Source organism: Moraxella sp. CTOTU47618 (genome assembly GCF_032017425.1).
Lineage (GTDB): Bacteria > Pseudomonadota > Gammaproteobacteria > Pseudomonadales > Moraxellaceae > Faucicola > Faucicola tetraodonis.
This window is the reverse complement of the sequence record NZ_DALZPW010000013.1, coordinates 12,392-33,292: the sequence shown is the minus strand read 5'-3', so window position 1 is coordinate 33,292 and position 20,901 is coordinate 12,392. Positions and strand designations below refer to the sequence as shown.

The 20,901-nt window shown below is 42.4% G+C and carries 16 protein-coding genes; 3 read left to right on the top strand and 13 right to left on the bottom strand.

The genetic code is table 11. The features are described 5' to 3' along the window. From RTS09_RS09775 to RTS09_RS09715, 13 genes are all read right to left on the bottom strand, one after another. Positions 1-4,155: a pilus assembly protein gene (locus tag RTS09_RS09775; protein WP_312536591.1), complete on the bottom strand. Its 4,155-nt coding sequence runs from the start codon at positions 4,153-4,155 to the stop codon at positions 1-3. An 80-nt stretch (positions 4,156-4,235) separates the two neighbouring features. Continuing rightward, on the bottom strand, positions 4,236-5,036 hold the full coding sequence (locus RTS09_RS09770; RefSeq protein ID WP_128681322.1) for a hypothetical protein: 801 nt from the start codon (positions 5,034-5,036) through the stop codon (positions 4,236-4,238). Then, positions 5,033-6,106 carry a PilW family protein gene (locus tag RTS09_RS09765; RefSeq protein ID WP_312536588.1) on the bottom strand — a complete coding sequence of 358 codons (1,074 nt, stop codon included), beginning with the start codon at positions 6,104-6,106 and terminating at the stop codon, positions 5,033-5,035. Before RTS09_RS09765 ends, RTS09_RS09770 begins: the two co-directional genes overlap by 4 nt. A 1-nt stretch (position 6,107) precedes the next feature. Continuing rightward, the gene (pilV, locus tag RTS09_RS09760) at positions 6,108-6,749 is read right to left on the bottom strand and encodes a type IV pilus modification protein PilV (protein WP_312536585.1); all 642 of its coding nucleotides are present in this window, start codon (positions 6,747-6,749) and stop codon (positions 6,108-6,110) included. Continuing rightward, complete coding sequence (locus RTS09_RS09755; protein WP_312536583.1) at positions 6,746-7,312, bottom strand: pilus assembly FimT family protein; 567 nt, start codon at positions 7,310-7,312, stop codon at positions 6,746-6,748. Before RTS09_RS09755 ends, pilV begins: the two co-directional genes overlap by 4 nt. Before the next feature lie 314 nt (positions 7,313-7,626). Continuing rightward, complete coding sequence (locus RTS09_RS09750) at positions 7,627-8,370, bottom strand: ComF family protein (protein ID WP_312536580.1); 744 nt, start codon at positions 8,368-8,370, stop codon at positions 7,627-7,629. Positions 8,371-8,378: 8 nt separating this feature from the next. After that, entirely contained in the window at positions 8,379-9,656 is a 1,278-nt protein-coding gene (locus RTS09_RS09745) for a phospholipase A (RefSeq protein WP_312536577.1), read from the bottom strand. 155 nt (positions 9,657-9,811) lie between these two features. Further along, entirely contained in the window at positions 9,812-10,405 is a 594-nt protein-coding gene (locus RTS09_RS09740) for a DUF3465 domain-containing protein (protein ID WP_312536575.1), read from the bottom strand. 76 nt (positions 10,406-10,481) lie between these two features. Then, complete coding sequence (locus RTS09_RS09735; RefSeq protein WP_312536572.1) at positions 10,482-12,671, bottom strand: cytochrome c biogenesis protein CcdA; 2,190 nt, start codon at positions 12,669-12,671, stop codon at positions 10,482-10,484. A gap of 194 nt (positions 12,672-12,865) precedes the next feature. Then, positions 12,866-13,315, bottom strand: coding sequence for a type II secretion system major pseudopilin GspG (gene gspG, locus RTS09_RS09730; protein WP_099834288.1), 450 nt, complete (start codon positions 13,313-13,315; stop codon positions 12,866-12,868). A 140-nt stretch (positions 13,316-13,455) separates the two neighbouring features. Beyond that, positions 13,456-14,661 (bottom strand): type II secretion system inner membrane protein GspF, encoded by a 1,206-nt coding sequence (gene gspF, locus RTS09_RS09725; RefSeq protein WP_312536566.1) that lies wholly within the window; start codon positions 14,659-14,661, stop codon positions 13,456-13,458. A gap of 27 nt (positions 14,662-14,688) precedes the next feature. Then, complete coding sequence (locus RTS09_RS09720) at positions 14,689-15,585, bottom strand: hypothetical protein (RefSeq protein ID WP_312536564.1); 897 nt, start codon at positions 15,583-15,585, stop codon at positions 14,689-14,691. A gap of 218 nt (positions 15,586-15,803) precedes the next feature. Then, entirely contained in the window at positions 15,804-16,787 is a 984-nt protein-coding gene (locus tag RTS09_RS09715; protein WP_312536562.1) for an AraC family transcriptional regulator, read from the bottom strand. A gap of 472 nt (positions 16,788-17,259) precedes the next feature. Between RTS09_RS09715 and RTS09_RS09710 the strand changes: the two genes are divergently transcribed. The 3 genes from RTS09_RS09710 to lon all read left to right on the top strand — a co-directional run bounded on the left by RTS09_RS09710 (position 17,260) and on the right by lon (position 20,856). Beyond that, entirely contained in the window at positions 17,260-17,877 is a 618-nt protein-coding gene (locus RTS09_RS09710) for a 5-formyltetrahydrofolate cyclo-ligase (protein WP_159676568.1), read from the top strand. Beyond that, positions 17,864-18,115, top strand: a complete 252-nt coding sequence (locus RTS09_RS09705) for a hypothetical protein (protein ID WP_159676569.1) — start codon at positions 17,864-17,866, stop codon at positions 18,113-18,115. Before RTS09_RS09710 ends, RTS09_RS09705 begins: the two co-directional genes overlap by 14 nt. Before the next feature lie 260 nt (positions 18,116-18,375). Then, positions 18,376-20,856, top strand: a complete 2,481-nt coding sequence (lon, locus tag RTS09_RS09700) for an endopeptidase La (protein WP_312536556.1) — start codon at positions 18,376-18,378, stop codon at positions 20,854-20,856. Positions 20,857-20,901 lie beyond the last annotated feature (45 nt).

The window sequence follows — 20,901 nt, the reverse complement described above, 5'->3', positions numbered from 1 at the left end:
CTAGTTTTCCCACCATTCTCGCGGATTCATGACTTTGTCACGATTAACACCATCTGAGTTAATAGTATTGATATTAATATAACTGGGTTTATTAAAGGTTGCTTTATCACAGTCCGTACCTGTACAGCTAAGTTGTAATACCCCAAATAATGAGCCACCCTCATTAGGCTTAGATTGAGTAATGATATTATCAATAATGCCCGCACCTGCTAAGGCTGCTGAGCGTCTAGTGTAATCTGTCGAAGGTTTACCATCTGCACCAGTTGTAGTGTTATAACCAGATGCGCCGCAGTTGCCAAAAGGTAGACACATCAGCATACGTTGAGTGGCGCCTTGCACAGTAGCAGAACAACCCTCTGCAATTAAATTGACATTTGGATTATAAACCGACACAAATAGTAGACCATTTTGAGCATCTGGCTCATTAAGCATTTTCATACCTTGATATTTTGTGCGATCAGTCTCTAATACATTACTCATAACCGCACTAGCACCTGTACCATTAACTTTGTACCACTGCTCAAAGGGATAATACCAACCATGTTTGAATGTTGTATCTGTCACACCTTTCATCATATTGGTTTTGATAGTTGCATCGCTAGCCGTAAAAGTTACCTTAGCCAGATTGGCTACAGTTAAATCCTTGGTCACAAGCGCTTGACTCAAATAGGGATCTGACTTAGCAGTGCCTTTACACTCAGCATCGGTCTTATAGCAGAACAAATCTTTTTTACCCGCCTCTCTATCCATAAAACTATAAATAGCATCTGGTACGCTACGTTTATCACTTACAGGTAAACTGCGATTTCCTGTACCCACAGTAATTTGTGCTATGGGTGAACCTTCTACAACTTCATCAGTTACTGTAAATAATGGACGCTCATAAAACCTTGGGGCAACATCTGAACCACCTTTTTGATTACTCACATCTAGCAGTTTGACTAAGCGATCAACACGGAAATTATCCGTATCTTTGTTGTTATTAATATCAGCTCGCCACACTCTGCCGCCTAAGTCAGCAAAATAAATAAAATCTGTATAGCCGTCATAGTTACGGTCAACGGTACGTATTTCAGTGACAATACTATCAGTCATATCACTGTGTTCAGTTTTTTGTAAGGTGACGGACGTAGGACGTGCAGCTGTCGTCGTACCATTTTCTGATGCTGGATAACTTGCCCACCATAACAGCTTACCTTTATCTAATGTGGTATCTATAGTTACTTTTTTGGTTGTACTGTCTTCTTTTTCTTCCCCTACTCGTACCATATAGACTGCATTACCTTGTGCAAGATTTGATGAATCTGCAGCAAAGTTTGCAGTCTCATAACGAGTGTCATAGCCACCAGGTAAGAAATTCACCATGACTTTTTTACCCCCTGACCGCACAAAACCGACACTAGGCTTGCCCCAAGATTGCCCCATTCTTGCAAAAGCTGCTTGGTCACCAGTAGTACGGTAAGTACCATTTTGCATTCCTTTAAGTGTGGTATCATTGGTACCATCTGATTTTTTTGGATACTGACCTGCTTGCAATGTGGCATAATTTGAACCCACTGAGTACACCATATTAGGCGTTGTAGGATTCGTAATATCTAGATTATAGTAAGATGAACCACCCATGCGTAAACCGCCTGAGGCAAAGACTTGTTTAGCGACATAGCTATTTGTAGTGACAGCGCTAGTACCTGTCCCTGTAGTGTTACTCGTGATATTATAGGTTGTATACACATTCCAAGGTGCATCAACCCCATAGGGTAGCTTCGAGTCAGTAGTTTTACCACTTTTTATTAGAGCACCTGATTGTAAGTCGAGAATTTCTTTCGGAATAAAGGTAAACTGCTCTTTGCCTGTACTATCATCTATTAGGTGTAATGCGCCATCCATTGAACCGTACAATACACTGTCTTTACGTGTTGTAGCATTAAATTTACCATTGGTATCCAAATCAATGCCGTAGGTGACTAATTGTGGAAGCGAATGAATCACGCCACCAATATTTTTTGGGTTTTTGGACTGACTGCCTGTCAAGATGGTGGTATCATCCATATCAGATAAATTTTGGGCAGGATAACCCATAAACACCAAAATATTATTCAAAACACTAGTCACAGTGGGCGTTCGGTTATCAGGCGTTGTTGAGGTAACTGTTGTAGGCTTCACTAAATCAGTACGCAGTGATGGTTTCAAGCTAGTAAAACCGACTGGTTTTTTGGTACTAGCATCAACTGCAATATTTGCCAAAGTACCTTCGATATTTACCCAAAGGTTACGATCATTTCCTGGTTTTTCAAACACTTGCTGAAATGCTCCACCCACTTGTGGTAAAGCTTTATCAGGTCGCTGTGCATCTTCCCTTGTAGCGTCATTAATGGTATTCCAGATATCATAGGTAGAAGTAGAAAATTGTCCAGTCAAATCATTAAATACTGGTTTTGTACCGGCGCCATCAGCGGTGACGGTACCATTGCGGATATAATATTTTTTTAGGTTGCCATCCCATAGATCAGTGACGCCTGGTCTGGGGTCTAAAATAGGCGTATAGGCATAACCACGGGATTGCTGAGTATTAAGTGCATCCAATGGTACTGACATCGTACCGGTGGATATCGCTGGGATTTCTTTATTGCCTACGCCTGCGATAAAAGATTTAATACTATTGGCTAGTTGCTCCGGGGTCTCTACATAATAAAAGCCGCCTTCACCAAATCCTTCACCTTTTCTACCTAATCTACAGAGATTACTTGCATCTGGATTGGTACTATCACAAGTTGTTTTACCAGCTAAGGATTCAAATACTTTACCAAATCCTGCTGTTCCTGTAATAATTTCTCTGCCAATTGGATTATTAGTACTTCGCAATTTCTGGGCAAATAAACCCATACATTTCCAACCACTTCTGTTAGTTGTTGAGCCGTCCGAAATACCATTTAACAGAGAACTATTACAAGTAGCATTTGTACCCACACTAAGCTTTGTACCTGCAGGATTGGCAATCGGACTGACTTTGTTTAATGCATTATTCATTAAATCAATTGCTGAGGTGCCTTGTACGTTATTTGGTACACCATCAGTTAAAAAATAAATACCATTTCCTGAACATTGTTGCTCACTAGCAGACGTAGGTGGGGTAAGTGGTGAAATATAATTGTTCCCATTTACAGCATCAGGATATGCCATGCTAAATCCTGAATATGGACTTTTTTGCTGTATATTCGAAGTAGATATAACATAAAACCTTTGGCCACCTTTAATATCATCTACAGAATCATAATCACCAACATATTTTGGAATATCTATATCTGCAAACGCCACTTTATTTTGCACTTTATCATATGATGTACAAGTTTGAATATTGCCATTATTAGTAGGGGCATTCGCAGTACACTTATAGACATTATATTTCGATCCTTTTTTTACATAGTAACCAATTTCTTTACTTATTGATACGGTAGTAATGTTAGCAGTATTCGTCCCCAACATATAGGCACCTACTTCAGCATAGGCGTGTGCACTTGGCGTATTGGTTTCAGCTTTTAATCCGGCTACAATTTTTAGCATTTCAGTACGATTAGCGAGTGTAAATTCGTAAGCAGGATAACTAATCTTGCCACCCCCTGTTGAACTATTCGTATAGAAGAAATTAGCTAATCCAATTTTATATTTAGTAAAATCGACTCCGTTACCAAAGGCTGTTTTAGGATTCGCAATCAGTGGCATCAATGCTAATTTTAATCTCGAAATACGGTCATAATAAGTTTTTCCACCGATAGTACAACTATTAACAGAATAATTAACAGCAGTCGGGGAAATGGTCGTATTAGCAGCACCATCATCATTATAGATAGCCTGTGGTAATTGACTAGTAGATATATAATCTATCATGTTATTTTTTGAACAATAGGCATTATCATTATCATCGTAATCAATAGATATTCCATCAGAAGCATAGTCAACTCCTATACTTCTCTCATCCATACTCCCTGAGTTATCAAACACCAGCATCACTGTCGCTCCACCTTCAGAGGCAGCCTTATACAGCTCAATATCACTAGCATGGGTGGTTACGTTTGTAACCATCAAGCTACCAATAGCAAGTGGCAACAGTTTGAAACTCATATTTGAACAGTAATTTTTGTTGTATGCTTGTTCCATTTTCAGCTACCTCGGTGATATTTCACCTTAATATTTATTGATACACGTATTTAAGATTAGTAATTTTAAATAAAAAATTTTTAACTCAGACAGCTTACACCTACAGGTTCGTGTTTATAACTTTGCATTTGGATATTATGGGGTACACCCAAATCCGTTAGACACTTGTCAATATTGTCAATTTTTTGCTTTAAACATCCTGCCACTGTATCTGTACCTGTAGATGTACTACTACCTAAGCTGACATTTGAACTAGTATAACTAGGGACAAGTGATACAGAATAACCATTAAAATAAACACAAGGTGACTCTTGAGTGCTTGAATTAGTGGCCAAATCATTACTTTCATCACTTCTAGCATGGCCTGATAACGGTACGACATCTTTTGCCTGTGCTAATTTGACAAAAGTCATTTGCGTCATTACACGACCTTCATTGACGTAATCATTCGGGTTTGTGGGATCACAAAATCCCCGATTTGCACCTTCCAATATATTCCCTGCATTGTTTTTTTGAGTGATTTTATCAAGTCTAAATAAAGCACTCTCTCGTGGACGTACACAGAACACTGTCTCTGCATTAAAAGTATCTTCACCGGCTCGTGAGATATACCCTTGTAATGTATCAAGTCCGTTTCTAGTAGAGGAAGTGGAAGCCACTCGCAATCTATCTTCTTTTTCAACTTTGCCAAAAGCATCATCATTGGCTTGAAACATCAACTGAGAAATTTGCGAGGCTGTGGCCACCTGCAAATCTGTTGTACTTTTTCTTAGTACAATAATTCCAAGAATAGATATTAGTAGCAAGACAATTAAGACGATGATGAGTGCTACACCGGCTTGAGATTTAGGATAGCCTTTTAGCAAATACTGTTGGTTCATTGTACAGTCCCTCTGGCATTTCTTAGAAAGACAGTTGTCTCCAAAACTCTTCTCATTTTTCCATCATTTTTGGAGGTATCATTTAACTTTATATCGGTCTTGTCCAAAACTGTAAATGAGGGATCTTTTGATGCGGTAACTGAGCCATCTGAACGTACTAAAAGCCCTATTTGAACATTCACAATTCTTCGATTATTCAATGTTGGAAAAGGGTCTGCATTTACAGTTGAGATAGGCGTTGGGATGGGCATATACGTCAGTTTATATGTGCTTGGATTCGTTGAAAAGTTTTTACTATCACTCACACCTAACAATACTCTGAAATAATCCACATTTGGAATAATTATCTCGCCACTACCTGCTAGATTTTGCGTAGTGTCACTTGTATCTCGATTAAAACTGCCATCTGACTGTTTAATAGGTTTCTTATACTTGTCAATATTAATAGCATTTTGATTGGTTGCATCCTTTTTTGCAGTAGTCTCGCTATAGGTATAGATCGCCGAGGCACAAGCCAACCCACCATCCCGCACAAAATATCGCTCAATAACGTAATCATCTTTCATCACATTGCGACTTTGGCAATCCACCTGATTATCACTTGACACTTTATACTGGATGGTCAACTGGTCACTTGAAAGCGCTGTAGAGCCAAATTTGACATTACTGCCACTTAACGAAGATGCCGATCTTGTCAAAAGCGTATCAGATATCTGTTGATTGCTTTTTGATAAGCCGCGCAGATTACTAGCTACAGTTTCCCCTGCAACTGTATTGCCAAATACAGTTAAATTGTCTGGGGCTGTCAATACAATGCCGCCTTGTGGCGTTCGATGATTTAAAAAGAAGCTTTGTGATGATAAAATACCATAGTTAGCTTTACGAATTTGCTTGGTTAGATAATCAAGACCAAAAGTATTGGTATCTACAATATTAGATCCTGCACTTTGTATGTTTGAAGATAATGAATTGGTGTAAAGTATTTGCAATGCTGCTGCAGATACTAATAGTCCTAAAATAAGTGATATCATTAACTCTATAAGCGTGAAACCCTGTTGCAACCTATTCATATTAATTAATCTCCAGAAACATACAGGTTGCTTTGGGATGATATTTACCACCCGTTTTAATATTCGTGGTGTTGGAAGCATCTCTTGGGGTTAGACAATCCATTGTGCCCTTATCGTTTGCAATTTTTGGGTCTTTGATTGGATTATCATCTGTGCCGATTGTTGGTGTTGTGTTTCCCCAAGCAGTAATCAGACAGTAGGAATACATAACATTAGTAGAAGCTGTTGTTCCTCCCCCCCCCGTACTCGGACATGGTTGCAAATCCATCTGTAGACCTGTCGATGTGAGTTGGGTTTTTAGTTTCCATACCTCAGCATTGGCTATGTCTGTTGCTGTGCACATCGTACTACCTATACAAAGATTTGAAGGCTGCGGAAAGGTATCTTTAGCGCCAGCCGCTTTGTTCATATCAGCGTAGACTTTATTGAGTGCATCTTGGTAAGTAGCAATCGCTGTAGGATTGGCACGGATTTTTTCCGCAAGCGACCTCATCATTAATAGTGTCTGTGATCTATCAACCGACTCAGAAGTAGATTTGATAGACTGCATTTGCATGGCACTAAAACCCAAAATTGCCACTGCCAAAATCAACAGAGACACTAATACCTCAATGAGTCCTACACCATATTGATGGTATCTCATGAGCAGCTCCCACTTTTACTACTTTTAATACTATTACTTGCATCTATTTCCACTAAATATTGTGGGTTACCCGATCCCACACAGATATAAAACCCCGTCGTAGCTACTGCATCATTTGCATCTTGCCCCATGCGAGTAGATATTACAGTTTGACCTTGATAGGACTTTTTAGTGGGGGTAAAACTGACAGCCAACAGCATACTTGGTATCGGTGTGATTAACACTTCTGTTCCAAGATTATAGATAGCCTGAGGCGTATCTGTGGCAACATTGTCTCCCACATAGAAACTCTTAAAATTCTTGACATTATTTGTGTTTGTCAAAACAATTTTCGTATTTTTTTGACTAATGATGGCTTGGACCTGAGTATCTCTAAGGGCAGACTCAATAATACTTACTGCTTTCCTAGCTTTAGCTTGCTGAATCTGTCGCTGCATACTAGGCGCTGCCATCGCAGCAATGATAGCCATAATCGCAATGGTGATGACAAGCTCAACCAGCGTAAAACCTTGGTCTCGGTTACGATGATACTGTCTGTTCAAAACCTTTATCACTATACCCATCCATACCCCTTGATAAACGACCTATCGCAACATATTTGCTAGCACAAACAACTCTAATATTAAAGCAAAAAACATACCTATTATCGCAGTATTTTTGTTAATTGTCATACCTAAAGCTTACTACCGATATTTTACCTCAGCCACTTATTGTTGCTAAGTGAATTAGGACGAAAGGGCGCTCACGTATTATCAAATCATTTTTAGCTTAACATTTTAAAGCATCCTTCCAACAACCCACTTGTTGCCCGCCTTTATCTGCGAGCTTTAACGATATGACGGTGCCACTTTGCTCGCAAAACAGCGACAAGTATAACCTAATGCAAAACCTTACCATGCAAGACTGAATATGCATGAATATGGGCAGATGGGTGATAATTTGTGAGTAGATTAGCCAATTCAGACAGGGTGGCGCCTGTCGTCACCACATCATCAAACAAAATCAAATTTTTGCTAGGGGGCATGTCTGTTAGAGAAAACGCATCTTTGATATTATCTAAACGCTCTTCTCGGCTTAGCCCCTGCTGGTGAGGTCGGTCGAGTCGCTGCAAACCCGTAAAAACAGGGATTTGCCAGTGAAAGCTTAGATAAGCGGTTAAAATGGCAAGCGGATCGAAGCCGCGTTGCCTGATGCGCTGTAAACTTGTTGGTACTTTAACGATTAAAGAGTTTTTTGAATGACAACCTTTGGGTATATGCAGTTGTCTGATAGCTTGAACCAAAACGGGCAGATGATGTAACTGCTGCCCATTTTTATACCCAAGCATGATTTGATTGAGTGGATATTGATAGTAGCCGCTGGCTACGCCACGCAGTGACGTTTGCTTTAGTTGCAAATTAAAGCATGACGCGGACCATGCAAACTGGCTATGGCATGGCTGACAAAGAAATTGCTGTCGATTGAACCAATGGTCATGGTGACGCGGTGCTAACTTATCAAAGCCTGCTGCAGCACAATCATTGATGCCACATAATTGGCAACGGTGATGAACTTTCGCTTGATACACCAACGCCATGGCAAAGGGCAATCGCCACCAAGGCAAGGGGGCTACGATTGCCATAAACGCAGTTAAAGCCCTTTAAAATCATTGAACATGATACCAATACCGACATTGGTGCTCTTATGATTATAGTCTTGGATGTTTTCACCATAGCCATGGAATACTTGTAAAATCGCTTTCATACCGCCTGTCAATGGATAAGCATAATCCACCTGTATAGCGCCTTTATTGGTGCTTGGATTATAACGCATCACACCACCGACTGTGCTTTGGTCATTGAGCGGATACAACCAACGCACATCGCCATAGCCCATGTAGTCGCCAATATCTGGGTTATCCGAGTCTTTACTGTTCTCATTTGCGATTAGCCACAATCTTGGAATCACGGTGAGTTTACCCCACTCTGTTCCTGCCATCGCATAGATACGATTCCAAGAACGTGATAACGGGTCTGACTGTCCATTTGATTCATGCACTAGCCCCGCGCCCAACAGTCTTAATGACCCATTCCCAGGCAAATTACCCTTGATAGGCTGTGTCAAAAATATCTCTGGCTGATAATCTGAGCTGCGAAAAGGTCTTGAATTTTTACCATTATACACCTGCCAATAAGACTGCTGGGTATAGCCAAGCCACACATCGGCATTGGTATCGAACACATCTTGGGCAAGCTTGGTTTTCATTGAAATTTGCAGCTTGCTATCTAGGTGCTGCAAATAATCTTTCGATGCGCGAACATTATCTTGGGTGGGTGAATTGATGTCATAGTTTGGCGTCGCGTTGTACCAAAGCGGCATGACATACATGGGCAAATGCGGACGTATCGTCAGTATTCCTTTGGGATCATTTTTATCCAAGTCATATAACACACTCAGTGGCGTATATTTTTCCACATCCGCTGCAGTCACCCCCACTTGCTTTAAGATTGTTTTGTCTTGCTTGTTAGGCACCAAATGATCTAATTTTTTTTGCTCGTTTTTGGTTATCGTCGTGGTTGTGGTCGTGACGGTTGCCGTTTGATCCACGGCTAACACTGGCACTGCTTTACCTTTTTTGATACTCACTTCCAAGGTTTTGGCAATATCAAGGGGCGCCTTGGCTTCAGGTTCGATTTTACCAACGCTTATCTTGTCAAAACAAGCCAACCGCGCGATATTGTCAGTGATTTTTGAACAGGTTAGCAGCGTTTGTTGGTCGACAGGGATAACGGTTGTTTTTATTAAAGTTTTTGTTGCAGTTTTTGCTGAATTTTTTGTTGAAGTTTTTGCGTGCGTAGTTGCTGTAACTGTTAGGGTGGCTAGTATAGCAAGCGATAAAGAGGTACGGTAAAGCGTAAGTTGTGACATAGGTTGACCTTCTTACAAAAATATCGTTCATGATAGCAAAAATTGATGACAAATAGTTAACAAATGCATAATAATTTTTAACAGTAAAGTAAAGTTTTAATCAACTATTGGCTCGTCAATGATTGGTATTTCTATTGGTGCTTGTATGGGTAATTCTATTGATACCGCTGACCTTTATACTCAAGCCAACCGTCTTGATGACGGCTAGCGGGGTCACGGTGTGTCCAATGTACAACGCCACCTTTGTCGTTATAAATATATTCACCATAAAAACGAATGGGATTTTTGGCTTGGATACCCTCGATGCGCGGTGCCAAATCAATATTATGGGCAATTAACACCGTGATGTTTGGGTAGTTATCAATTTTGACCAAAAATTTTTGATGGCGGCTACCCTCATTATCGTCTTTTAACACTTTAATCACCGTACCACACCCCAATACCTGTCGCTTAATGCTGGGATTTTTGGCTTGATAAGCTTGATTAATTACGGCGTTGTTGCATTGAATATTTGTTGCCTGACGTTTTCTGTCAGTATAACTTGGTGAATTTTTAGCCGTCTGTTGATTGGAATTTGAGCCTGCCAACGGTGAATTTGGGCTTGCTAACTGGCTATTTCCGCTTTGGTTTTGGCTTTGATTTTGGCTTGGCTGTTGGTCGGCATTGCCTGCATGGGAACACCCAGTGACAAAAATTAGCACCCCTAAAGTTAACGGGATGGCTATAGACTTTGCTAAGTGATAGTTCAATTTTTGTTTAACCTTTATGATTGAATGGGTCGGTAAATCAGTTAAGTTGCTTTTATTTGACTGAGTTTAATTGGACTTAATTTAATTGGGACAAGACTTGCTCAAAATCAGGGCGTTTGACCTCACCGTTTTGTCTTGCTACCAGTTGACCGTTTTGGTAATACAACAATACAGGCGGACCGAACACGGCTAGTTGTTTATAGATTGCTTGGCTATCCGGCGTATTGTCAGTCACATCGAGTTTGACAACTTGCCAGCTGGCTAAACTTTGCGGCGGGTTGGCAAAAAGTGTTTTATCCATAATACGACATTCGATGCACCACTCTGCGGTGACATCGACGACTAGCTTTGGATATTGCGCAAGCAAGGGCTCAAGCTGTGACAGTTTGGTGATTGTAATCGTATGGGTGGTCTTCGGTGCCGTTAATGCCGATTGCACTGAGGTATTCACAAGCTTGTTAAGCGGCTGCCAACTATCTTGACTACCTGAGGCAGTGCCTATCACAAGACACGCTGACCAGAGGCACGCTAGCAATGCTAGTGCTTGAGTGAGTAATTGACCTTTTTTGCCGTGCCAGCGCCACAGCCATAAGCCAATCACAGCAAACCACAGTGCCCATAGCATCAGCATCCAGCTTGATAGCCATATACGCTCTATCATCAATAAAGCGACGCCAAATAACAGCAAACCAAAGCTGGTTTTGACCCAGTTCATCCACTCACCTGCTTTTGGCATAAAATTACCTTGAGTGGCGCCCAGTAAAATGAGCGGTGTAGACAGCCCAAGCCCCAACAAAAACAATGCGGCAAAACCCATCACAGGATCACCCAGTGCTGCCACACCTGCCAACGCGCCTGCAAGGGGTGCCGACACACAAGGGGAGACAACCAGCGCAGAAAACAAGCCTGTCAAGTAACTGCCACTTAAGCTACCGAGTCGATTTTCCCCAATTTGGCTAATTTTTTGGAACTTAACACGCAGCGCATGCGGCAATTGCCAGCGAATGACATCCAACATGTAGAGTCCAAGCAGGATAAATAACCCTGCAAAAACCAATAAAATAACAGGGTTTTGTAGCCAGTTTAGTATACCCAAAGATTGCCCAAATAACGCAACCACTGCGCCCAAAATGCCATAACTGGTGGCAACACCCAAACCATAACTGCCCGTGAGTAATAACCCTTTTTTGGCAGATGGACGATGTTGACGCGCAACGATATTGGCTACAATCGGCAGCATGGGTAACACACAAGGGGTAAAAGCCAACCCCAATCCCGCTAAAAACAACAGCAATAACGCAACACCGCTATGCTTGGTCAATCCAAAAATATCTTGATTGCTAGCGCTAGCTGTCAAACTCGTTGCAACCGCCGCCGATGAAGCCGTGGGTTCAGTCATGACAGTTGTTTGGGCAGGTTGAGACGATGCCATAGATACGACAGGGTCGGATGCGGTTAACTGCGCTGTGGTTAAGACATCGGTGGCTGAAGCATCGGTCACTGGGGTCAATGCGACTTGCTGCCCCGCTGCGGCTGTACTGCCACCGGAAATCGCTGGTTTGGCAGACGGTGGGCTAGTTGCCTCATCGACGGTTTTAGCAGGGGGCAAGCTAGCAGATTGCTGAGTCGTTGTCGGGGCGGCATCGCTGGTCGTCGCCACAGTATTGGTGACTTTTGCTTGGGCGGTTTTTGACGACATTGCGTCTGATTTTTTTGCGGCATTTTTGCTGGAAGCGGCCAATTGGGTGATGACAAATTTGGTCTTTTCAGGGGGATAGCAAAGTCCTACTTTGGCACAGCCCTGCCATTTGACCGTAGCAGGTTGTGAGGTGATTGCTTGATCCGCGCTCAAGGTGGTTGTGGCAGTAAAGGGGTGTTCAAACACAGGCACCCGACCAAAATCTGGGTCATCCACATAGGTCGGTGCTGCACTAAATTGTAGCGGCGTCGCTGTTACCCCGTCAGGCAATTGTAAGGTTAATTTATCCCGATACGCATAATAGCCTGCTTTGACATCCACATGAATGGTCACTACTTGCCCTTTTTGCTCCGTGTAGACTTTAAAAGCCTCATGCACCGGTAGCGGCTTGTCTTTGGCGGTCAAGCTGGGATTGTCACTGCCGCCAAAAATCTCGCTTAAACTAATCGCTTGCGCGCTTGGCATAGTGAGGCTAGTGACAGCCAGTAGCGTGCCAAGCAAAGAGACATGACGACTCACGGTTCGAAAACAACACAGGGGCGTAGGCATAGGGGATATATTTTTCAAAGAAAACTTCTCATATATTTTAAATTCACAGGTTTTAAATTTATACGTTTCAGATTTATACGTTTCAGATTTATACGTTTTCAGCCACGTAATTATACTATGACGACTAATTTTAGCTAATCCCTGTCCAAAAACCTAGCAAAAAAATCAGAGTGCGTGACTCTGATTTCGTTAACCCAGTGGAAACACCAAACTTATAACTTAGCAAAAATGTCTGCGTCTTGACCTTCGCCGCCTTCTTTGCCATCAGCCCCCAGTGAGAACAAATCATAGGTTCTGCCTTCGGTACCTGGGATAACATATTGTAGGTCATTATCCCAGCCATCTTTCGGGAAACCGCCTTTAATATACCCGCCCTCTGGCCAGTTTTTGGCGCCTTGTGGTGGTTTATTTAAGGCTTCCAAGCCTTCTTGGGTGGTGGGATAGCGACCATTGTCCACTTTAAACATATCAATGGCATTTGAGGTGGTGGATAAAGCCGTTTCGGTGGTTTTGATGCGGGCTTTGTCACTTTGACCCACCACTTTGGGTACCACAAGACCTGCCAAAATTGCCAAAATGACAATCACCACCATGACTTCAATTAAGGTAAAACCCGCTTGACGATTTTTTGATACATGAGCACAACACATACGAATTTCCATTTTTTAGATTTTTAGCGCTTTTGATAACGTATTAGGATTTTACACGGCTTTTTTGACAATTTGCATACCCATTTGGTTAATTTTGTTGGATGATTTAGCCATTAATTATTTGGCGATTAATCATTTGGCGGTTTTAGGGTTTAGCCTGCCAAATCATTCATATTAATAATCGGTAGCATTACTGCCATCACAATGGTCATGACAATCACCCCCATCAGCACCAACATCAGCGGCTCAAGTAGTGACAATAGCGTGCTAATCATATTGGTGGCTTCATTTTGCTGCATCGCTGCTGCACGCGTCAGCATGTCATCAAGCTCGCCTGAGTTCTCACCGCTTTTAATCATTTGTACCATCATCGGCGGAAAATAATTACTGCGCTCAAGCTGGCTTGATAGGCTCGCGCCTTCGGTGACTTTTTCTGTGGCGCGCGCGATGGTATGTTTGATATGGGTATTGGTGGTGACTGCCGCGCCGATGGCCAGTGCTTCCACCAAAGGCACTCCTGAACGTACCAAAATCGCTAACGTACTGGCAAAACGTGATGCGTTCAGGTTTCGCGATAATTTACCAAACACCGGCAACCGCAAGATAAATTGGTCAAAAGTGGCTTTGCCTGCCGCCGTTTTAATAAACTTCACAAATAAAAAAACCGCACCGATTAGCCCGCCCAATATCATCCACCACCATTGGGTTAAGAGATTAGACAGTGCCAACACCACTTGGGTAATCCAGGGCAGCGCTTGCTCGGATTGTTCAAACACTTTGACAATTTTTGGCACGACAAAGCTCATCAAGCCCACCACCACTGCCACTGCCATCATTAGCAAAATTATCGGATACACCATCGCGCCTTGTACCTTTTTTTGCATGGCAAAACGATTTTCGGTGTAATCGGCTAACTGGTTTAAAATCAAATCCAAATGCCCTGAGCGCTCACCTGCGGCAATGGTGGCGATATAAATCGCTGGAAAATTACCAGAGTCTTGTAGCGCGCTCGCTAGGCTATAGCCTTCCAATACTTTGGCACGCACCCCATGCATCAACGCTTTGACATGCGGTTTCTCGCTTTGTTTGGCAATCGCTTGCAACGCTTGTTCAATCGGTATCGACGCTGCCAGCAACACCGACAATTGGCGGGTAATTAATGCCAAATCATACGCACCCACCCCTTTTTGCCACAATCGGTTGCGATTGACATCGGTTTTTTGTACAGGTGAGACTTCGACAGGCAGTAAATTTTTATCACGCAATTGTTGGCGGATTAGCCTAGCAGAATCGGCTTCAAGAATACCTTGGTGTGACTTGCCTTGGGTATCCATGGCTTTGTACTGAAATGCGGGCATGTGAATTCCCAACGGGTAAAATTAGCGTTATTTTAAAGGCTTAATAGGCTGAAATAAAGACTCGTTTTCATTGGAATCATATTGTACCAACACCGATAGCTCATCGCGCAAGTCTTGTTTGTTAAAGCTATTGACCTCAGTAATCAGCATTTTCTCGATTCGTTTGTCAACGGCGTATTCACTGATTTGCGCACAATAGATGGCTAATTGATAAACTTGCGCTTTGAGCGACTCATCGAGTGATTGCAATAGTCTCACCAATTCTGCCACATTGATGACTTGGTAAGGGTAATTGGGAATCGCCGCCTCTTTTAATGGGGTGACTGAATAGTTGACACCGAGATGGGCAAAATAATAACAACTAAATAGATAACCTAGAATATGCCCTACAAAATAACCCCGGTCATTGTGATAGCATGCCACGCCCAAAAACTGAATCACGGTCGCCGCCAAACTATGCTCAAGACCGCGGAAATCAGCGGATGATGGCATCAAGCCTACGGTTGGCAGGTTCATTAAATTTTTGCTTTGGCTGACAAGCTGCCAACCAATCGGTCGCTGCGGCGGTAAATGATGGCTAATGGACATCACCAAATCATCGACAATATGTAAATTATTGAACAAATGCTGTAGTTGCATCAGCCCAACATTATCGCGCATATTTAAATATTTGGCGACTTGCAGTTTTTTAGTTTCAATAAACTGGGATTTTTTACTGGATATATAAAATAACAGTTGGTTGGGATGGGAGTGCTCAAAATACTGGGTTACCGCGTTTTCTTGTGCATGAAACACGGCGGTGTAGTGACTGGTAACATCCATTGGGTTAACACCACGATGGTCCATCGCAGGGTCTTCTGGATTGGGCTTGATGTGCAAGCCATGTGCTTCGACAGGTTGACCTTTGGTAGTTGAAGTTTCCATGTTGGCAATCGCAGCTGATAAAATATGAGACAGTGCTTGTCACTATATCATACCCCTGTCGACATAACCTAACAGATATTGCTATGAAAATAGACTGATCATTCTTAATTGCGATAAAACTCGCTATAAGATATAAAACTTGCTATAAAAATGGGAATAACCACAAAACCGCAGCAAACCTGCTTTTTTGTGGTTAATCAGGGTTTTCGACTACTGACTCATTCCTCGCTCAAGCTGTCAGCAAAATGTACATCATCGGTTCGAAACGACTGGCGGTATTTTCGTGGTGACATTTTATAGACGCGTTTGAATGCTTGGCTAAAGGTACTATCGGAGGCATACCCCACTAACTCACTGATACGGCTGATGCTATTTTCTTGTAGTCGTAAATAACGCGCCGCAAGACGAAGTCGATAGTCCGTTAAATAAGTTAACGGCGGCACCCCCACCACTTCACGAAAATGTTCGGCAAAACTACTGCGTGACATCCCGGCGACTTCAGCTAACTTATGAATGGTCCAATTGGTCTCAGGTCGATCATGCATGACTGCCAACGCCTTGGCAAGGTAAGGGTCTTTCACAGCTTTTAGCCAATTATCCGTCGCTTCGGGCAAGTCCTCAATATAGCTGCGTACACACTCAATCATCAAAATACTGGCGATACGATTGATAATGGTCATTTTGCCAAGTCGGTTCTGCTCAGACTCTAATGCCAAAAATTTGATCCCCAAATCAAGCATAATCATTTTTTGCTCATCGTTTGATTCGCTTTCTGGCAAAATTTCTGGTAAAGCGCTGAGTAACGGGCGCGTAATCTCTCGATCGTAATGGCACACAATCGCGACTATTTCGGTTGTTTGCGCTGGTTCATCACCTTGGCTAGAAATCGCAGGGTTACCCAAGTTGATAGTTTCAACAGTCTGGTTGCTTAATAACGGGGCAATGTCAATTGATGGGATATCCGATTGCCCCATACCACAAATCAGGTGTTTTTTGCCGCCTGGCACCATGACCACATCGCGCGCGTGTGCGTTGCGATATACATCATCGACCTTAATACTAATCCCACCTGTGGTAACCAAATAAAACACGATACAATCTTTTTTATCTAACTCAAACGACCACTCCCCAGTGGCGTGTATATAGTGATACTGAGTTTGATACAAATGTATATCTTCAAGCAACATACTGAGTGCATCCATTAATTTTTCCTAAGTTATCAACACAGCAATTTAAAAAAATGCAACATAAACTACAAACCAGCTAACTTACAAGCCAAACTTTAGTAATTGGACTTGAGATAAAAATTTAAAGACGTATACATAAACCGTCATCCTCGTTATCAGCAATCATATCATCTTTTACAGGCGCTGCTAGTTAAGTTTGAGTCCGTAGGGCTACTAAAACTCAGTATCACCGTCCGCAAAAATGCTTTATTTTTCAAATATTTCAAAGGGAATGGCATAACAGGTAGTGGACACTTGTTATGGGTTGTACACTATCGGTAGGATGTTTGGGTGTTTAAGCAAATAAATAAGTGAATAAATAGCTAAGCAACTAAACCTAATTAGCCAAATCAGCCATTTGGCTTTCTTTTGATTTTGATTTATTATCATGCTTTACTATCAATCGCTTAACTATAATCTATAACCATTCCATCATCGCTGTGAATCTATGAATGCTCATCACTTGCGTAAACAGTTACGTCAACAACGCCTACGCTTATCCAAGCGCCACCGTAATCGCGCCGCTTATCAAGCACGACGAAGTTTAAACCGACTACAGCATTCTGCTTTAACTGGCAAAAACGTCAAGGTCGGGATTTTTGCAGATGCCTTTGGAGAAATGCCTACCCAACCGCTGATGGATTGGGCAAGACGGCGCGGTTATAGTATTTATTTACCTGTCGTCACTGGCAAACATCAGCCGCTTGTATTTATCCAATTTAGCCAAAAAACTTGGCGACAATCTCGCCTACCCAAACATCCACTGGGTATGCGCCAACCTGAGAAAGGAAAAATGCTTAACGTAGCGGCGCTTGATGTATTGTTTATGCCGTTAGTAGCAGCGGATAAAATTGGCAATCGTATGGGTATGGGTGGCGGTTACTATGACCGCACCTTAGCCAAGGCTAAAAACAAACCGCTTAAAATTGGCTGGGCTTATGATTTTCAATTGGTTGAAAAATTAAATGCTAATCCTTGGGATATCAGGCTTGATGCCCTTATCACCCCTAGTAAACTATGGTTATTTAGACGCTATTTGGTGGAACAATCCCATGCAAAAAAATGACAACTCCCTGTTTCAACACGTGGTGATGACCTCACCTTCTATAACCGACAATGATGCTGATATTGAGATTAATATTGATAGCGATACTGATACTGATACTAGCCAAGTCCATCAACCTTTATACCCATTAAGCGATGCAGAAATTGCCAGTGTCATGAATCCCGATAGGTTAAATCAACTTTTAACCCAAGCTGATGCCTTTACCCGAGTGAATTCTGAAGACTTGGACGACTTTTAGATATATAAATTAGCCTAAAAAAATTAGCTAAGGATATATCAATATCACACTGGCATTGGGCTAAGTATAGGGTTGCGGTGGTTATTTTCAGCGCTTTGTTATTATTTTATTGCCCTTGGCTGGTCGTTTTTTCCCCCTTTGTGTGACCAGCCTTGCAATTTTTTGCATTGACGCCATTTATATTTTTAAGTCTATCAGCAAGCCATCATTTGCTCACAAATGGTCAGTTGCTTGTTGTGTTATTTAAGGGGACATAGTATATGCAAGATGATGTTTTAATGACAAATCCAGAATCATCTGAGTCGCAAGAATTCACTACGCTACCACTGTTAGCTTTACGTGATGTGGTGGTGTATCCACAAATGCAAATTGCTTTATTTGTGGGTCGTACGCCTTCAGTCAAAGCAGTCGAACTTGCGCAAAATGAATTCGACAATAAAGTATTGGTGGTGGCACAAAAAGACTCACTATCTGAAGACATTGATGCCAGCAATCTATTTGAATATGGTACGGTGTGCCGTGTCGTCAATACCATGCCACATGAAAATGACGAAAATTGCATCAAAGTGCTGATTGAAGGTCTGTACCGTGCCAAATTGGTCGACATCCAAGACACCGATGAGGAAGAAGCGGTATTACTGGCCGATTTTGAAAAAGCGCCTATCACCGTGAATATGACGCCTAAAACGCAAAAATCGCACAAAGAAGCGTTAGTTGCTTTGTTTAGCAAATATGCGGAAAATCGCCTACGTAACTCACGCGAGTTGATTCGTGTAGCTGAACGTATTACCCAACTTGAAGAGTTAGTATATTTCATTGCGACACGCGTCTCACTCAATTTATCGATTAAACAAAACTTTTTGGAAGTCGATGATTTGACTGCGCATATCAAAGAGTTGTCAGACTATTTGATTCAGCAAAGTGCCGAGCACAATATCGAGCAAGAATTACAAGAAGCGGTCCGTCGCCAGATGGAAAACAACCAGCGCGAGTATTTCTTAAATGAAAAAATGAAAGCGATAAAATCTGAGCTTTCTGACCTTCATGAAGAACGCGGTGAAAATTATGACGATGACGATATTGCTGAGCTAGAAAAACGTTTAGCGGAAGCCGATTTGCCAGAAGCGGTGCGTAAAAAAGCAGAAAATGAGTTTCGTAAACTCAAAACCATGCCGGCTGCCTCTTCTGAGTCATCGGTCGTACGTAACTATGTAGAGTGGATTTTAGATACGCCTTGGAACAAAACCAGTGATGTCTCAATCGACCTTAATAAAGCCCATGACGTGCTTGATACTGACCATTATGGTTTACAAGACGTGAAAGACCGCATCTTGGAGTTCTTGGCAGTGCAATCTCGCGTGGATACCTTAAAAGGTCCGATTCTTTGCTTGGTAGGTCCGCCTGGCGTGGGTAAAACTTCCTTGGGTGAATCCATTGCCCGTGCCACAGGTCGTGAGTTTATCCGTATGGCATTGGGCGGCGTGCGAGATGAAGCTGAAATCCGTGGGCATCGACGTACCTATATCGGTGCTATGCCAGGTAAAATCGTACAATCACTCTCAAAAGTGGGCGTGAAAAATCCGCTATTCTTACTCGATGAAATCGATAAAATGGCGCAAGATTTTCGTGGTGACCCTGCTTCAGCGCTGCTTGAAGTGTTAGACCCATCGCAGAATCATAGCTTTAACGATCACTACTTGGATATGGATTTAGACTTATCACAAGTGATGTTTATCTGTACCGCCAATAGTATGGATATTCCGCCTGCGCTACTTGACCGTATGGAAGTGATTCGTCTGCCAGGTTATACCGAAGATGAAAAAATCAGCATCGCCGATAAATACTTAGTACCAAAAGCGATTCAACAAAATGGCTTAAGTGATACTGAAATTGATATCACCGATGAGGCACTCAAAGCGATTGTACAGCGTTATACCCGTGAAGCAGGTGTGCGTAACCTTGAACGTGAAATCAACAAAATCGCCCGCAAAGTGGTGAAACAAAACGTTGAATCATTAGGCAAAGACAAAGCGGAAGATAAAACCGCGGCACACAAATTAACAGTCGATAGTTCAAATGTCGCTGATTACTTGGGTGTGTACCAATTCGATTATGGTTTGGCGGAGCAAGAACCTGAAGTCGGCCGTGTCACAGGTTTGGCTTGGACACAAGTCGGTGGTGAGCTATTGACCATTGAAGCGGTTGCGGTGCAAGGTAAGGGTGAACTAAGTTTTACCGGCTCATTGGGCGATGTGATGAAAGAGTCAATTCGTGCGGCGATGACGGTAGTTCGCGCCCGTGCTGATAGCTTAGGCGTCAGCTACGATAAGCTCAAAGGCACAGATATCCACGTGCATATGCCAGAAGGTGCGACCCCCAAAGACGGTCCATCCGCCGGTATTGCGTTAACGCTTGCGTTAGCCTCTGCGATGACAGGTATTGCTATTCGCCCCGATATTGCCATGACGGGTGAGGTTACTTTGCGTGGCAAAGTGCTACGTATCGGTGGCTTGAAGGAGAAACTGCTTGCAGCGCATCGTGGCGGTATCAAACACGTGTTGATTCCAAAATCCAATGAGCGTGACTTGATTGATATTCCTGACAATGTCAAACAGGGCCTAAGCATCCAGCCAGTAGAAACGATTGATGAAGTATTTAAAGCGGCGTTGGTATCACAGCCTGTGGCATTAAAACCCAATCAATTGCCAGTCGATGCCAGTGACGTTAGTTTGAAAAGCTAATTTAAAAAGCTAAGCTGCCACTGAAGTAAAAACTGAAATTAAATA

What these genes read in the sequence shown, in the direction of transcription:
- RTS09_RS09770 (WP_128681322.1), bottom strand. Translation starts at nt 5,036, where the DNA reads ATGAACCAACAGTATTTGCTAAAAGGCTATCCTAAATCTCAAGCCGGT.
- RTS09_RS09775 (WP_312536591.1), bottom strand. Translation starts at nt 4,155, where the DNA reads ATGGAACAAGCATACAACAAAAATTACTGTTCAAATATGAGTTTCAAA.
- RTS09_RS09720 (WP_312536564.1), bottom strand. Translation starts at nt 15,585, where the DNA reads ATGGAAACTTCAACTACCAAAGGTCAACCTGTCGAAGCACATGGCTTG.
- RTS09_RS09745 (WP_312536577.1), bottom strand. Translation starts at nt 9,656, where the DNA reads ATGTCACAACTTACGCTTTACCGTACCTCTTTATCGCTTGCTATACTA.
- RTS09_RS09755 (WP_312536583.1), bottom strand. Translation starts at nt 7,312, where the DNA reads ATGGGTATAGTGATAAAGGTTTTGAACAGACAGTATCATCGTAACCGA.
- RTS09_RS09765 (WP_312536588.1), bottom strand. Translation starts at nt 6,106, where the DNA reads ATGAATAGGTTGCAACAGGGTTTCACGCTTATAGAGTTAATGATATCA.
- pilV (WP_312536585.1), bottom strand. Translation starts at nt 6,749, where the DNA reads ATGAGATACCATCAATATGGTGTAGGACTCATTGAGGTATTAGTGTCT.
- gspG (WP_099834288.1), bottom strand. Translation starts at nt 13,315, where the DNA reads ATGGAAATTCGTATGTGTTGTGCTCATGTATCAAAAAATCGTCAAGCG.
- RTS09_RS09710 (WP_159676568.1), top strand. Translation starts at nt 17,260, where the DNA reads ATGAATGCTCATCACTTGCGTAAACAGTTACGTCAACAACGCCTACGC.
- lon (WP_312536556.1), top strand. Translation starts at nt 18,376, where the DNA reads ATGCAAGATGATGTTTTAATGACAAATCCAGAATCATCTGAGTCGCAA.
- RTS09_RS09715 (WP_312536562.1), bottom strand. Translation starts at nt 16,787, where the DNA reads ATGGATGCACTCAGTATGTTGCTTGAAGATATACATTTGTATCAAACT.
- gspF (WP_312536566.1), bottom strand. Translation starts at nt 14,661, where the DNA reads ATGCCCGCATTTCAGTACAAAGCCATGGATACCCAAGGCAAGTCACAC.
- RTS09_RS09750 (WP_312536580.1), bottom strand. Translation starts at nt 8,370, where the DNA reads ATGGCAATCGTAGCCCCCTTGCCTTGGTGGCGATTGCCCTTTGCCATG.
- RTS09_RS09705 (WP_159676569.1), top strand. Translation starts at nt 17,864, where the DNA reads ATGCAAAAAAATGACAACTCCCTGTTTCAACACGTGGTGATGACCTCA.